At 56.1% G+C, this 14236-nt stretch carries 11 protein-coding genes; 4 read left to right on the forward strand and 7 right to left on the reverse strand.

The features are described from left to right. Nucleotides 1–22: 22 nt before the first annotated feature. A complete protein-coding gene (locus KQ933_RS32220; RefSeq protein WP_216761290.1) occupies nt 23–658 on the forward strand; it encodes a hypothetical protein in 636 nt (211 codons plus the stop codon). A gap of 416 nt (nt 659–1074) precedes the next feature. Here KQ933_RS32220 and KQ933_RS32225 read toward each other — a convergent pair whose 3' ends face one another. Next, nucleotides 1075–1308, reverse strand: coding sequence for a hypothetical protein (locus tag KQ933_RS32225; protein WP_216761291.1), 234 nt, complete (start codon nt 1306–1308; stop codon nt 1075–1077). A gap of 738 nt (nt 1309–2046) precedes the next feature. On the opposite strand from KQ933_RS32225, the gene KQ933_RS32230 reads away from it, so the two are divergent. Further along, nucleotides 2047–3633, forward strand: a complete 1587-nt coding sequence (locus tag KQ933_RS32230; protein ID WP_216761292.1) for a GMC family oxidoreductase — start codon at nt 2047–2049, stop codon at nt 3631–3633. Nucleotides 3634–3928: 295 nt separating this feature from the next. Here KQ933_RS32230 and KQ933_RS32235 read toward each other — a convergent pair whose 3' ends face one another. From KQ933_RS32235 to KQ933_RS32255, 5 genes are all read right to left on the reverse strand, one after another. Next, nucleotides 3929–4867, reverse strand: a complete 939-nt coding sequence (locus tag KQ933_RS32235) for a LysR family transcriptional regulator (RefSeq protein WP_216761293.1) — start codon at nt 4865–4867, stop codon at nt 3929–3931. Nucleotides 4868–5165: 298 nt separating this feature from the next. Beyond that, nucleotides 5166–6050, reverse strand: a complete 885-nt coding sequence (locus KQ933_RS32240; protein ID WP_253958498.1) for an ABC transporter permease — start codon at nt 6048–6050, stop codon at nt 5166–5168. An 8-nt stretch (nt 6051–6058) separates the two neighbouring features. Further along, entirely contained in the window at nt 6059–7072 is a 1014-nt protein-coding gene (locus tag KQ933_RS32245; protein WP_253958499.1) for an ABC transporter permease, read from the reverse strand. Continuing rightward, nucleotides 7069–8664, reverse strand: coding sequence for an ABC transporter substrate-binding protein (locus tag KQ933_RS32250; RefSeq protein WP_253958500.1), 1596 nt, complete (start codon nt 8662–8664; stop codon nt 7069–7071). The genes KQ933_RS32245 and KQ933_RS32250 overlap by 4 nt, the downstream gene beginning before the upstream one ends. Nucleotides 8665–8717: 53 nt before the next feature. Beyond that, nucleotides 8718–11585 (reverse strand): winged helix-turn-helix domain-containing protein, encoded by a 2868-nt coding sequence (locus KQ933_RS32255; RefSeq protein ID WP_216761295.1) that lies wholly within the window; start codon nt 11583–11585, stop codon nt 8718–8720. A 492-nt stretch (nt 11586–12077) separates the two neighbouring features. On the opposite strand from KQ933_RS32255, the gene KQ933_RS32260 reads away from it, so the two are divergent. Beyond that, nucleotides 12078–12875, forward strand: coding sequence for a helix-turn-helix domain-containing protein (locus KQ933_RS32260; protein WP_216761296.1), 798 nt, complete (start codon nt 12078–12080; stop codon nt 12873–12875). Nucleotides 12876–12889: 14 nt separating this feature from the next. Then, the gene (locus KQ933_RS32265) at nt 12890–13732 is read left to right on the forward strand and encodes a helix-turn-helix domain-containing protein (RefSeq protein WP_216761297.1); all 843 of its coding nucleotides are present in this window, start codon (nt 12890–12892) and stop codon (nt 13730–13732) included. Between the two features lie 55 nt (nt 13733–13787). Here KQ933_RS32265 and KQ933_RS32270 read toward each other — a convergent pair whose 3' ends face one another. Next, entirely contained in the window at nt 13788–14177 is a 390-nt protein-coding gene (locus tag KQ933_RS32270; RefSeq protein WP_216761298.1) for a response regulator transcription factor, read from the reverse strand. Nucleotides 14178–14236 lie beyond the last annotated feature (59 nt).

Genomic DNA, 14236 nt, shown 5'->3' on the forward strand with positions numbered 1-14236 from the left:
CGTCGCGGAAGTGCGCCTGCACTTGCGGGAACGTGACGACCAAAAGGCGGACCGCGTCAGCGACCCGGTCCGCCTCTTGCGTATTTCGAAGATATCGAACTCCATCGAAACGATTCGTCCGACCGTTCGATCTGATAGCCGCGGATGTGGCGACCGTGATAAGCCCGTTACCAAGAGGGATCCAGGGACTCTCACCGGTCACGTTTGCTGGGGATGCAATCCGCTTCGTTATGGATCGCCATCGGTCCAGGCTCGCGTCCTCAAGCTTAGCTGCGAGCCGTTGCTCGAAAAGTTCAACGCGTTCGGCTTCATCTTAATCGTCAAGGATTGCGCCGTCGATCCATTATTCGAACAGATTCATGGCGACGTCGTAAATTCGGCTGTCTTGCACAGTTCGTGGGAACAGTTCGTCCTGATGCGACGCTATGTAATTCGAAAATTTCTCTGCGTATTCGTCAAGCTGCCCGCACGCCGTGTTTCCGAGTTCCGCCCTGAACGACTTGATGATCACCTCCCATGGTACATTATGGATATCACCGGAGTCGAAAATCACGAGACCGACTGGATGGTGGTTCGACAACTGGAAAATCTTGTTATCGCCGGTGAAGTGGCGTTCTTCCCGCCTCCCATCGTAGACACCGGTAGCAGTCGTGGCTGAATCTGCGGCAAGCACGACGGCTAGCCGATTCATGATGCAAATTTCCGATGTCATGCAACCCTCCGGTCAATAACGGGAAGCGCGATTCTAAGTTCGCTTGCAAGTAGTATGAACAACAGATTCAGTCTCGACTGTCCGTCGTTAGTAGCCGTAAGTTCAAACCCATTTTCAAGGTTTGATCGTTTCATCTAAGGAAGAGTCCTGAGCGCGCCATCAGGACCATGAGAAGAAAACCATCCACTACGCTCTACTGTGGCGGGGATGCAAACCCATCTGGATCGCCCACTTCTGAAGAAACGGATTTGATGAGGCTATCCAGCGCTCTCCTGACTCCAGCATTCTTCACCCGAGCGAGGTCGCCGGAGGGGTACATAACGTCTGATCGGCGCCATTTTCAAAAACTCAATCCTCCCTCCTTAATCGACGGGCGGGCCGTCGGGGCTAGTTTCGATAGCGAAGCTCGAAGTCTGCGCGCCTGGTCCGAAGAGCATAAGCCTGTGGATTGCCGACCTGACCTCATCGCACGAACCGAAATGTTGATTGTCCAGATCGTGCACGTGGAACTTCACCGCAATGAACCTCAAACGGTTGTCGTTTGGCACGACGATGCCGACGGGCTCTCCCGCATACTCAATCACTTCTTTCTTCATTAGGACTCCAGCTTGCCAGGGGGCAGGCGATTGATTTGTAAAGGGCTCATCGTCATTGGGTGCTCCTGCCGGATCTCCCCGCCCAATGCAGACGGAGCGTCTGGCACGGGCATGTCGAATACCTGAGGCATAGGCATCCGAGCGTCGAACACATTCTGATTAAGCATTGCGCCGTCGAAAGGGCAGCCGCAATGTTGGCAACTGGACGGCAGACTTGGTCCATCACCGGCTTGACGTCATCTACCATCGATGATGGGCAGCCACCGCTGCCTTTAGACAAGCAGCAAAGCCGAGCCGCCCATCATCGGAAATCTCTGGAACATTGCTCCGGCCGAAATCCACTCAAGGACGCACCCTAAGGATCTGCCGGTGGCTCGAAAATGGTCATAGTTGGCAATGGATCATTGAATTTAAAGGAACGGTCGCGGGCTTTACGCCGGCGATACTCACCTCATATCAACAGGAGAGCTTTGTTCCGCTGGCAGTCCTCCGTTGCCGGTTGGAAAGACAAACGATCGCCCGTCATGGATAACGCGCCAATGACAGGATTAACCCAATTTGGCGGAAATGTCATGGGCCGGAAATGTGCCGTGGCGACTATGGAACATTCCGCGTGGGGTAGCGAACGAGCCGAAGATGACCGCCTCTGTGCCTCGACGGTATCAGACCCGCAAGTGGGCGGGTCAACTTTGTAAGCTCAGAGTCCACATACAGTAACTTCGATTAGAGGTGTCAAACATGACTGAAACGACCGCTACGTTCAAGGCCGGAGACCAGGAGCTTAAGCTAGAGCCTCGGTACGATTTTATCGTTTGCGGCTCAGGGTCTTCTGGATCGGCGCTCGCAGGAAGGCTGGCTGAGAACGGCAATGCAAGCGTTCTAGTCCTGGAGGCAGGCGGCGGCGACAATGTCGACGATATCATGAACCCGGCAGCATGGCCCAAGCTTAGAGGCGGGACCCATGAATGGGGCTACAAGGCTTTGGCCAATCCCGCGCTCCACGGGCGCACGATCCCCATGGCTATGGGCAAGGTCCTTGGCGGTGGTTCCAGCATCAATGTGATGGTGTGGTCGCGTGGACACAAGCAAGACTGGGATCATTTCGCATCAGAAGCCGACGACCCCTCTTGGAGTTATCAGGCAATCCTTCGTCTTTATAAACGGATCGAAGATTGGCACGGGGCGGCTGATGCATCTCGCCGTGGTACATCAGGCCCCGTCTATCTGGGTTCTTCCAAAGCTCCAGCACCGCTGGCACAAGCTGCAACCGAGGCATTTGTCTCGGCAGGCTTGACCCAGTACGACGATGCCAATGGAATTATGATGGAAAAGGAAGGTGGCATAGCACCGACGAATACCATTATTCGCAATGGCAAGCGGCAATCGATATTCCGCAGCTATCTTTATCCGATCCGTGATCAAGCCAATCTTACCTTAGTCACAGGGGCCTTGATGACCAAGGTTGTCATAGACGGGAGGAAAGCCACTGCGGTGGAGTTCCTGCTGAACGGTGACCTGCATCGAGTGGAAGCCAATTGCGAAATTATCCTTTCGCTTGGTGCGATCAACACACCGAAGATCCTTATGCTTTCTGGCGTCGGGAATACGGATCATCTTAAAGCCATCGGGATCGTAGCAAAACAGCACCTTCCTGGCGTCGGAGAGAACTTCCAAGACCATTTCATGGCGCCCTGCGTCTGGCAAGCTCCTGAAGCCCTCGCCTGGAGTGATAGTCTTACCGACGCAACAGCGATCTGGAAAAGTGATCCAAAGCTGGACAGGCCAGATTTCCAGTCATTTGTCGTAACCGCCGGGTATGCAAGTCCTCAAGCCGCGGCTCAGCCGCTCCCCCCGAATTGCTGGTCTTTGACCACAGCGATCCTGCGAACGGCGAGCCCAGGTAGGCTGCGCCTTCAGGCAGAAGATCCCTTCCGGCCGCCTGATATCGACACGCATTTTCTGGCGAGCGACGAGGACAAGCGCCGCCTACGAATGTGCATCGAGTTCTGTAGAGATGTCGGGAACGACCCGGCGCTTGCACCGTTCAGACAGAGAGAAATTCTTCCAGGTTCTTCGGCGGCTGAGGCGGTAGACAACCTGATGCGCAACGGTACGGTCAGCCACTCGCACCAGAGTTGCACCGCGAAGATGGGTCGCGATGATATGTCTGTCGTGGATGGACAGCTGCGCGTGTATGGAATTGACAACCTCCGCGTAGCCGATGCGTCAATCATGCCTCGCATCACCACCGGAAATACGATGGCACCGTGTGTAGTCATAGGAGAACGCGCGGCTGAGATTCTCCAGGCACGTTACTCGATCTAGCAGCAACCGACGGTACCATCAGACGCGTGGCTAGACGGTCAGGCGACCCCGAAAAGCGCATCAATGGATCCGGCCCATTCTCGTGCTGCGACACTATGTGCCCTCAGATGGGAGTGCGCCGCATTCGGGCGGCGCCACGTTGTCATTCGATGACATGTCCGAGATGATGGGTATGACGGTCCCGCCCGTTCGAGCAGGCTGACGCTGTCCGTCAAAGTGCTCGGATCTCGCCACGACAATCGACCATGCAGTTGCCAATCAGTTGCTGCTGGATGGACAGGTCGAAAACGCATGCTCATCCCGAGCATGCCCGAACTGATCTGCATGCGCAAAATCCGTCGTTTGCGCGAGGTCGCCCTTTCGCCGCAAGCGACCAATCCTGCATGCGCATGATTTTCACGAACGATTCCAATGCAGGGGAGTATTTGCGGCCTTGGACAACGAGCAGCCTGACCTGCCGCGTAATCGGATCTGCTTCCAGAGGTACAGAAACGAGCTCGGACAGTCGAGGCATGTGCTCTGGCGCCAAGATTATTCCAAAGCCTGCCGCCGCCAAGTGCTGGAGATGGCTTTCTTGAGGACTGCTTGTAGTTCGGTCCGCAGTGTTGAAGAAAGCTTGGTCATCTTGCGAATCCAAGTCGCAATGCGCCCGGCGGAGTATGGCTGTCGATTGCAAATCTGTCGCGGTGAGTTTGGGTCTGTTGGCCAGGCCGTGATTTGCGGAAAGCACTGCGACGTAACGCTCCTCGAAAAGGACCCACTCGTCGATGCGCGATGGCTTGACCTCCAGCCCCCCGACCAGCGCAGCATGAATATCACCGCGTAGAAGCATGTCCAAAAGAGCGGCACAACGCGCCTCAAGCAACTCCACCTGCAAGCTGGGAAATTGTGAGTTGAGCGTTCGCAGGGGGCCGACGAGAAGCGAGGCGGAAACGCTGGGCACGAGACCGATTTTCAGTTGAGCGATCTCTCTTTGCGTGAATTCGCGGGCACGACCTTGGATCAAGGTTTGTGAGGCGAGCATATCCTCGAACATTGGCAACAGCTCCCTGCCCAGATCTGTCAGGTGCGTCAGCTGTCGCTCTCTATAGATCAGGGGACTGCCAAGCTCCTGTTCCAGTCTCTGGACGCCCTTCGTCAAGGCTGGCTGAGAGACTGAACAGGCTTCTGCTGCGCGTGTAAAATTAAGCGACCTCGCCAGCGCGACGAAATATTTGACCTGGTGCAATTCCATGAAGGCTACAATTCCCTAACTCTACCCGCTGCGGCTTTTCGTCCAGTGATCGATCCAGCATAAGCCTCCGATTGGTATGTTAGAGCCATCAGGACCCATTCAGCTGAGTGACCAGTTCAAGCCCTTCATGAGCAGCAGGTCAGGTCACCGGCTTCAGGCCCCTTATAATGGGTTCACGATACTTGCAGTTAAGTCCCGATCCTTTGCCAAGTTCAAGCCCAAATGCGAGCGTTGGCGACCCAATTTTGGTTGTTCTTCCTCCCCTCACGTCGGTCCACGCATGGAGCAGCCGAGACCGTCATCGCTGCGTTGGGTCGAGAAGGTCTCGCAACGCCTCCCCGAGTTGGTTGAAACCAGCTGAAGCAAGACAGATTGCAATTCCAGGAGCGATTGGAACCCACCACTGTTGAAGAAGCGCACCACGCGATGCTGACACCATTGTACCCCATTCCGGCACGGGTGGCTGCACGCCCACGCCGACGAAACCAAGTGTCGCGACAGTGAGAATTATCCCGCCGGCATCCAGGCTAAAACGGATAACGATGTTTGAAATGCACATTGGCACGACATGACGAAGCACCACTCTACCTGGACCAGCTCCAAGGAGACGGACAGCCGCAATATAGTCCGTTCTTCTGACGGCCCTTGCGTCCGCCCGAGCCATGCGCGCATAGATGGGCCATGTGGTAACGGAGATGGCAATGATCGCGGCTTCTATCCCGGGATTCATCACTGATACAAGAGCCAGGACCAAAGCCAGACGGGGAAACGACATGATCACGTCGGTTGCCCGCATTAGGATCGCGTCCAGAAGACCTCCGATATATCCCGCAAGTGCCCCAACCAACAATCCGGTCGTACATGCAAAGATGCCGACCGTGGCCAGAATCGTGAACGTTATTCGGCCTCCATACAGCAGTCGCGATAATACGTCGCGCCCCAGTTCATCTGTCCCCAGCCAATGCGACGTCGAGGGATATGCAAGCCGCTGGGACAAATTTTGAGCTTCCGGATCGAGGGATACCAGGAGAGGTGCAGCAATCGAGGCGCCTATCATTGTCATGACTAACAGGCTTGCCACAACGCCGGCCCGATTGCGGATGAAGTGAAGGAAAGACTGATGCAGAAAGATAACGTGCGCTTGCGTTCTTGAAGACGGGGGTTCCGCGCGCAGCCAGTTCACAGGACTCTTCAACGCAACCTCGGGTCTACAAGAGCGCCACAGACGTCCGCTGCGCGATTAAGGGCAAGATAGAAGAGTCCTATGACTAATGTTGTTCCAAGAACAGCGTTCATGTCGGCATTCAAAAGGGATGTCGTCAAATATTTGCCAATCCCGGGCCAACTGAAGAGGGTCTCCGTCACCAGCGCACCCTCTAGCAGATTGGCGTAGGCAATGACGATCATGGCGATAAGTTTGCCGGCGACATTTGGAAGCCCGTGTCGCGTGACAGCCTGGACCGGGGACAGGCCCTTCGCAAGTGCTGCCGTCATATACTCGGTGCTCAAAGTTTCCAGGATGAAGGCCCTGATCATCGGAGCAAGCACGGACAGGGCCATGAATGCGAGGAGCGAGGCTGGTAAAGCAATATGGGCCGCACTGTCCAAAAATGCAGCCCAATTGCGCTCCAACAGCGTGTCCACCATCAACAAGCCGGTCACCGGCTCAACCACGCCATCAAACATCACCCCTGATCTTCCCGATCCCGGTGCAATCCCCAATCTGACGTAGAAGAAGAGCAGAAAAAGCATTCCCAGGAAAAAAGCAGGAAAAGACTGACCGATCAGGCATACGGCCCGAAAAGCCCTGTCCCAAGTCGATCGTTGCTGCAATGCCGCCCAGATTCCCGCCGGGACAGCGATCGCGGTCGCGATCAAAAGTGCAGTCGTTGCGAGTTCGAAGGTCGCAGGAAAAAACCTAGCAAGGTCTTCCAATACCGGACGAGACGTCATGACAGACGAGCCGAAATCCCCCCTCCCGATTTTGCCCAGATAACTCATGAATTGCCAGGCCAGCGGCTGATCGAGGCCCAGTTGCTCGCGTATCGCGGCGACAGCGGAAGCGGAAGCGTGGTCTCCCGCGATCGCCAGGGCCGGATCGATCGGCATGATACGGCCGATAAAGAACGTCACGAGAAGGAGACCGAGTATTGTACCGGCGATCGTGGTGAGTGCGTTTGCGGCCGCTACCGCGAATCGTTTCACGTTTTTCGCAAGCCTTCATATCGCGTATAGGCAGGCATCGGACCGAGAACCATTCCACTCGTCTCTTCTCGAACCATAGCGACGGCCTTGCGTTGCAACAAGAATGCGAATGGCGCCCGCTCCCAAAAGAGCCGCTGCATCGACTGATAGCGTTCAATCCGAGCCGCTGCGTCTACTTCCCTTGCGGCAATCTCGACTGATGCGCTCAATTCCGCGTCTTGAAAGTGACTCCGCCAGGCGATCATCTTGAAGGCGCTTTCATCGCGATCATCCGTGTTCTGGCAAAATGCCTGGGCATTCGAATGCGGATCGAAATAATCGGCATTCCAGACGAGGAGCGCGAGTTGATGATTTCGGGCTCGTGTTTTCGTCACGACCTGTTTCTGCTCGCCTGGCAAAAGCGAGACGGTAATGCCAATCTCCCTGAGATTTTGCTGAACGGCCTGGGCGATTTCGGCATAGGGAGACGCGGCATAATGATCCATCGCGATGGAAAAACCTTCGGCCAGTCCAGCTTCCGCCAACAAGGCCTTTGCTTTTGCGACGTCGCGCCTGAAAGGGGTCTCGTTCAACGCACCTGCCACACCGCTCGGAAGGAATGACTGGGAAACATCCCACACGAGCGGCGTGAGATTTTGAGCGATCCCCTCGTAGTCGATTGCCCATTTGACGGCCTGCTGGACGGCGTTCTTCGCGAATTCCGGAACAGAGACGTTCATCGCGATATAAAGGGATGTGAGCTGCGTCTGCGAGACGGCGTGAAATTGGGTTGACGATGTCAAGGATCTCAACCTGTCAGAACCGAGGTCTCTCGCAATATCAACGTCGCCTTGCTGCAGAGCGAGATATTGAGCCTCAGGATCTTTGATGTGGCGCACCACCAGCCTCTTGACGGCGAGGGAGCCAGCAAAATGGGGATTGGCTTCCAAGATAACCCGATCGCTGGCCGTCCACGAAACGAGCCTGAAAGGCCCAGCCCCTGCGGAATTGGTTTTCAGCCATCCATTGCCCAGATCGCCGCCCTGCTGGTTTGCCAAGGCCCGCTCCTTTTCCACGATAGCACATGGATTAGACGTCAAACATGACAGGACGAAACTTGGTGCCTGAGGACTCGGCAGCGTGATCTCGAGAGTATGATCGTCCTTTGCAACAATGAGTTCTTCTACATTAGCGGCGGTGAAGCCGAATTGAGCGATGATGAAGGCAGGCGATTTGTTCAGTACGATCAGTCTTTTGAGAGAGAACACCGCGTCATGGGCCGTCAAAGCTCGGCCGCTATCAAAAAGGCAGTCTTTTCGGAGATTGAAAGTCAACACACGCCCGTCGGGGCTGATTGACCAACTTTCTGCGACATCACCGACGATCTCGCTCGGATTTACCACGTCGGGACGGACAAGTTTGCAATAGCAGTTTCCTTCAAGTTCGTTGGCCGAGGCTTCGAAAGATTCTCCAGGATCGAAGGAAATCATATCGTCAATTTGTTGTGCGATGACGACGACATCGGTCAATGCCTCAGCGTTCGCCCGAGCCAAAAGCGAATATGTAAATGGCAAGGCAGCAGCCGTACCCAGCAGTGTTCGGCGCGAAAGCATGAAATCCCCTCTTCTACTAGCTATTAGTCGATAATCAGATCTGGCCGCACCAATCACGTTTCGGCTGGCGCTAGCTCTTGTATCTGTTTGCGCGCCTTCACCAGCGTCGGGCAATCAAACCCTTCGGCAAAACGTGCATAGGTATCCGATAAGATCGTAAAAGCTTCACCGGATCGGCCCCGGGCAGCGAGAAACTCCGCAAGACAACATGACGTGCGCAATCGGAAGGAGAGTGCGCCAAGTTCATCGGCCAATGCCAAACTATGCGTCAAGGCGGCTTCGATGCCGACATCGTCGCTTCCGGCGGCCCAGAGCAGTTCTCCACGAACCCGAAAAAGCTCAGGAAGAAACCATTGCTCCCCCGTTCCCTCCAACCGTTGGAGTACCTCGTCGACCGCCGCCATACCGCCGGACGGATCTCCAGCCTTCCCCAGCGCCAATGCATGTTCGGCAAAGATGTTCATGTATCTTGTGTTTGCGCGATCGCCAGCGCGGCTCACTGCCGTGGCTAGCTTCACGAGGCCTTGATCCGGAAACCCTTCGCGTATCAACACGATGCCGTCCAGGCCAAGCCCAAAATTCTCCCATCGCTTGAGCCCCAGGCCGCCGGACTGTTCTTTCAGGACCTCGACCCAAGCCCGAGCCTCTCCTATTTCGCCCGTTGAAATAGCGTTGGCAATACTGGTCGTAGCCAGAACACCGCAGATGGTCATGGCGTGTTTTGAATCGATTGCCTCTTGCGCGCTCTGACGGGTCGCCACCATGGCACGCCCATAAAGACCTTGGTAGCAAAGATGCTGGGCGAGCAATCCGCGACCACTCGCAAGCTGGCCAAAGCCGAACCGGGTCATGTGCCCTTCGTGCGAAGTTGCGCTGTATCCAGCTACCATAATCTCCATGTGCTTGCGGCCGCTGGCGACATCACCCAGGTAGAAATGTGATGAACCCAGCATGCGATGCCCGACCAGGACGTCGGCATGCCCAAGCTTGATGGCGATGCTCATAAATTCCTGAGCCAATGCCAGGCTCTGACGCACTTCGCCGTTTGCAAAACAGCCGTTCCAGAGTGCAAGCAGCGCCCGAGCATGATGGCTGTGATCCCCCATCTGTTTTGCGATAACCAGCGCTTTCCGGCAAGCCTCGGTCCCTTCGGACGTCGGGCCGTAAAGATTCACCATCGCGTATGAAAGGGCGGCATAGAGCTTCATCGCCTCGGCGCTATCCGCCAAACCGCTGGCGTCAAGCTGCCCAATGGCGCGAGTGACGCTTTGCTGTAGCTCGTTCAGAAAAGACAGTTGTATCCACACAGGTACCGCGTAGGCGGTTAGGCGTATGGCGCCCGAAATGTCACCTCCAAAGCCAAACTTCCAGTCGAGGGCAGCGCGTATATCATCAATGTAGCGTGCATAGGAGCACATCCAGTCTGAAGGCGAAAGCGCTTCTGACTCCTCGTGCGCGCGCTCTGTTACCGCGATCAGATAAGCCCCATGCGCATGCCTGGTCGCCTCCAATCGCCCGTGATCTTGCGCCTTCTGCCGGGCATATTCGCGCATTGTTTCATACAGCCGATAGTAAGCAACATGGCCGGATAGGTCGACGGTCAAAAAAGATCGGTCGACCAGATCAGCGAGCGCCTCGATGATCTGCCCACGAGACATACCGATCGCGCCTGAAACGGCGACCGCGTCCTGCACACTGAACCTGCCCGTGAAAGCACTGACGTGGTGAAGAAAGCTCTGATCGCTGGCCGTCAGCATATCATAACTCCAGTCGAGCGCACCCGCGAGGGAGGCATGCCGCGCGAGCGAGGAAGCACGCGAGCGCCGCAAGGCGCGGAAGCGGTCCTCCAGCATCGCTGCGATATCGGCAACGCCGAACTTGTCCATTCGGCTCGCTGCTAGCTCGATGGCCAGGGCATGGCCGTCGAGCTGCGAACAAATATCTGCGACGATTGGCGCATTGGTTTCGTCAATGACGAAGCCATTAGCACTTGCTGCTGCTCTTTCCACGAAAAGTTCAACGGCCGAGTACCTTAATGCGCTGGCACCGGTTAGACCGTTGCTATCCGATGGTGATTCCAGGCTGGGCAGTCGATAAGTCCATTCATTCTCCAGCCGTAGCGGCTCGCGACTTGTCGCGAGGATCGTCAGCTTTGCGGCCGCAGACAAAGGACCAACGATGTTGGCAACGTACTCGACCAAATGTTCGCAGTTGTCGAGGATGAGCAACATGTCCCGGTTGATCAACAGCTCCGTCAACCTTGCGACCGACAAGTCGGCCGGACTGGCAACTCCAACAGCCGCAACGATAGCGTCAATCAGATGCCTTTCACTGGAAAGCGGAGCAAGATCGACAAATCGGACATCTTCCGAATACTGCTTCCTGACGTTGTGCGCCAGCGCAAGCGCGACAGTGGTCTTGCCGATCCCGCCAGCACCCACAATTGTGACGCACCTATCCGTCTTGAGACGGTCGCTCAACACGGCGATGTCATGCTCGCGCCCGATTATGCGCGATAATTTCGCCGGCAGCTTTCGGCTCTCTGGCTGAGAATCAATTGTCAGGCTGACGGGTAGGCTGCTGGATGTTGGGACAACCGGAGTGGTGAACTGGTAACCCCTCCCCGGAACATTTATAAAGTCACGGGCTTCGGGCCTACCATCGCCCAAGATCTTGCGCAAAGCTGTAAGGTGGACGCGAAGCGCCACCTCCTCAACATGCGTGTCCGGCCACACCCGGCCAATCAGCTCGTCCTTCGATATCAAGGCGCCGGGTCGCTCCAGCAGCACCGCGAGTATCGCCAACGCCCTTGAACCCAGACCAACCGGTTGGCCATCACGCAAGAGGCTCCGCTGAAGCGGATAAAACTCAAACGGGCCGAATGCCACTCCCGCGCTATGTTCGAACTTGAATTGGTTCACGGCTCTTCTCTAGGCTTTTACCTGCGTTGGCGCCAGAAACGTTTCGCTGGGCAAGGCAGCCCGAAGCGCCGACTTCGGTGCCGCATCGCGAGGTCGATGTCCCACCATGTCATGGTACAGATTACAACGCGATGTCGACCGAATACAGATGCAGGTGCCCAACCTTTGGTTATCGTTTCCATAACATGGGCTCTGGCCCCGAGCTGTTAAACCGCCCCGCCCCAAAGTTAACATCACTTAACAGGCGTTGTTTGGGAACCTGTGGCAAGGTGACCGTCATTAAGGTGAGCCCAACCATCCATGTCCAAGGGACGGTTTCACAGACATATCAGAAGGAGGACAGCCATGGATTGCGCAGCGAAGATTAGTTCGAGGGCCCAACGGATCAAGCCCAGCCCCCCAACCGGCGTTGTCGCAACCGAATCGAACTGGCTGGCGGCACCTTATGAACAAGCCTCCCGAGCCAAGATTACACGGTGGTCGAGAGCCAGCGTGGACCGCGCCTTCGAAATTCAAGCCAATCATGTCGAAAACTGCCATATTATCAGCTTCGGATTGCGCACCGCTCCCGGCACGCTCACGGTGGGAACACGGGAGGTTATCACCAAGGCACTACCACGCCACCGACCGCTGCTGCACGGTCCCACGACAAGCCGTCGATCTGTAGTCTTTAAGGGGCCGTTCGATACGCTGCGGATCTACCTGCCACAGGAGCTAATGAAGGAATGTTACGAGGCGATTTTGGGTAAGCCGGCCCCAACGCAGGTCGAGCTGTTCGATGCTCACTTTACGCGGGATGAACTCGTCGCCAATCTTGCGCATTCTCTGGTTCCCCTCATGGGGGATGATGGTCCCTTTGGACCTACCCTCGTTGATGCAGTGGGCCTGGCCCTTGGGGCACGGCTCGTGACCTTGGCGCACAAGCGCGTGCGTTCCGATTCGCAGACTGACTCAAAGCCACTGGCGACTTGGCGACTTCGCCGTGCACTCGATTATCTCGAGGCTCACCTCAAGGGCGTTCTCTATCTTGAAGATCTGGCAAAGGTTGCGGGTCTCAGCCGCATGCACTTCGCAGCGCAGTTTCGCGCTTCCACCGGGCTTTCACCGCATGCCTACATTTTGAAACGGCGGATCGAGGACGCGCAACATCTTTTGCTCGACGCCGCAAGATCGATTGCAGACATCGCGTTCGAAATGGGCTTCTCGAGTCAAGCTCATTTTACCGGCGCTTTTCGCAAGATCGTCGGTGTTCCTCCCGGGCGGTGGAGACAGAAGTTTCTGCCACGCTAGAATGTGAGGCAAAGATGAAAAAGAGCCGTTCCTCAAACTCGACTTCCTCGACGGCAATGCGCGCGCTAATGCAAGACAAAGGTTCGAGTGTTCGTGCCGTTGCCCGCGATCTGGGAGTTAGCCCGACAACCGTGCAAAAATGGAGACAGCGACAAAACCTCACCGACGCGCCTGCTGGTCCCAAGAGCCGGCAATTGGCCCTTACGCCGAAAGAAGAGGCGATCGTTATCCTCACTCGCTGGTTCGGGCTGTTTTCGCTGGATGACTGCCTGCTCGTGCTCGGTCAGTTTATACCTCGCCTCCGTCGATCAAGCCTGCATCGTTGTTTCCAACGACATGGCATTGCTCGTTCGCCCGACAAGGTCGCGGCAAGATTTCAACATGTCAGACCGGCACATTGTTTCCGCATCGCAGCCACGATGCTTGCCCACGACGGTCACGTTGTCTGGCTGTGTATCGCCATCGATGGGCGGAGCCGTTTCGCGCTGGTGGATTTTTGCGAAAGTCACATGCGTGTCGAAGGCATTCTGCATGAGCTCATCCGCCGCTTTCCGGCCAACCTGACGGGGGTCACCGTCCAGGCCGGTCCAAGCCGTGATGACAACAATATTGTCCAGTTCGACGTCTCCAGCTTTGGTAAGGCAACGGCCAAGCCGTTCAAACCGTGGAAGGGTGCCGACCTGGCGAAGCTGGAGATTGCCATCCAAGCCGGGCTTGGGCCTGTAGCGTGCCGCAACATTTCGACGCTTCGACGGGCAGCAAGACGATACTCACGCGGACTGAACCGAGGAGTGAGCCGGCAAAGCCGCCTCGGTTGCGTCGCCTTGGACACGGAGGAACCCAAATACAAGCCCTAACCCACGCGCATGCAGCTCCGCCAGTTTTTCTCTAGACGTGTTTTGACATAATTCTTTAGATTGGACTACTGGCGACCAAAGTTTCGATATGCGCAATGAGAGCTTCTGCGTTAAATGGTTTCTTGAGGAGGCAGATTGCACCCGCCGTCATCGCAGCATTTTCCATTTGGGTATCGGTGAAAGCGGACATGAGAATGGTGGGCGGGGGACTTGCGCCGCCCTCGACTGCCGAGTTTAAGCGGGCAACCAGATCAATACCAGACATACCGTCCATCCTCACATCGGAGATGATGCAGTCGCAAGTCCTCGCGAGCCGGGAAGTAAGAAATTCTTCTGCGGATGCAAAAATGGCGGTGCGATAGTCAAGGCTGCGGATGAGCGCGTCTATGGCCAGCCGCATCCCAAGATCATCATCGATGATAGCGACTAACGGTGAACCAGTCACAATACATCCCTTTCCCGTCATTCGAGGAACGCTTTTACGCCCTAAGCCTCAGATTGCCA

The organism is Rhizobium sp. WYJ-E13 (genome assembly GCF_018987265.1).
GTDB lineage: Bacteria > Pseudomonadota > Alphaproteobacteria > Rhizobiales > Rhizobiaceae > Rhizobium.